This window comes from Mesorhizobium sp. M7A.F.Ca.CA.002.09.1.1 (genome assembly GCF_003998555.1).
Taxonomy (GTDB): domain Bacteria; phylum Pseudomonadota; class Alphaproteobacteria; order Rhizobiales; family Rhizobiaceae; genus Mesorhizobium; species Mesorhizobium ciceri.
Genome location: NZ_RZRR01001305.1, coordinates 1 through 1061 on the forward strand (window position 1 = coordinate 1; position 1061 = coordinate 1061).

Genomic DNA, 1061 nt, shown 5'->3' on the forward strand with positions numbered 1-1061 from the left:
CTGCACTGCCAAAGACCTACCGCTCAAAATCGTCGGGCGGACGCGAAGCACTCGAAACCATGTCGAAGCCGGAGCAGGCGTCGATCGTCGACGGACCTTTGACGGCGCTTGACGGTCAGTCGCCGAGCGCTGCCTCCAGCGCGCCAAAACGCGACGTCACAGCGGCGGCTCAGAAGCTGTCGGACGCGCCGGCTGTCGATGTGCCCGGCGTGCCGTCGAAGCCCACCACGAATGCGATGAGGAGCATCGAGGATGTGCGGTCCTCGATGCGTCCCGAAGCGGGAAAACAGTCCCTGTCCGCCGCGCGCATCGACGTGGTGTCGGAACGGAGCTTCCCCGCGCCGCCGCAGGGTCCCATCAGCCAGGCGGCCCTCAATGTGATCAACGCCATAGCCGCCGACGCCGGGCCGCAAAAGGCGCTTTCAGCCTCACCCACGACCACCCATCTGGCCAGCTCTGTTGCCGTTCCGACACATGTGTTGAAGATCGAACTTCACCCTGCCGAACTCGGCATGGTGACGGCCAATCTTCGCCTCTCCGGGGAACAACTTTCGATTGAGCTGAAGCCTGAAACACACGATGCCTATCGTCGGCTGTCCGCCGACAGCGAGGCCATCGTCAAGTCGCTGCGAGGGCTCGGCTTCGAGGTTGACAAGGTCACGATACTGCAACCTTCGGTAGCAGTTCCCGCTACAACCCGGACGGATGCAACCGCTCCGTTGGCGGCGGCAACAGGCCGCGATCCAGCATCCTTTCAACCGGGGAATTCGGGCGGCGGCAATGGTGGAGCCGGCGGCCAGCAACCGGGTCAGCAATCCTCAAGGAACCGCAACGATGACGCGCAGGACTACGGCCGCGGCACTTCGCCTTCTCGCGAGCGCGCTGGCGGCGATATCTTTATCTAGCGCGGTAACAGCTGCCGCAGCCACGACCAACCCTTGCGAGCCGGAAATCCTGCGCGCCGCCGACCGCTATGGCGTTCCCGCCGGCATCCTTTATGCCGTTGGCCTGACGGAGACCGGCAACAAGGGCAGCCTTCAACCCAACGCTTTGAATATAGA

At 63.7% G+C, this 1061-nt stretch carries 1 protein-coding gene and 1 pseudogene; both read left to right on the plus strand.

Going from position 1 to position 1061, the window contains the following annotated elements; translation table 11 throughout:
- Positions 1 to 905: flagellar hook-length control protein FliK (locus tag EN994_RS32740; RefSeq protein WP_164746490.1), on the plus strand; the 905-nt coding region annotated here is incomplete at its 5' end.
- Positions 835 to 1061 (plus strand): annotated as a pseudogene (locus EN994_RS36560) (glucosaminidase domain-containing protein); the annotation flags it as partial. The gene EN994_RS32740 and the pseudogene EN994_RS36560, both read left to right, overlap by 71 nt.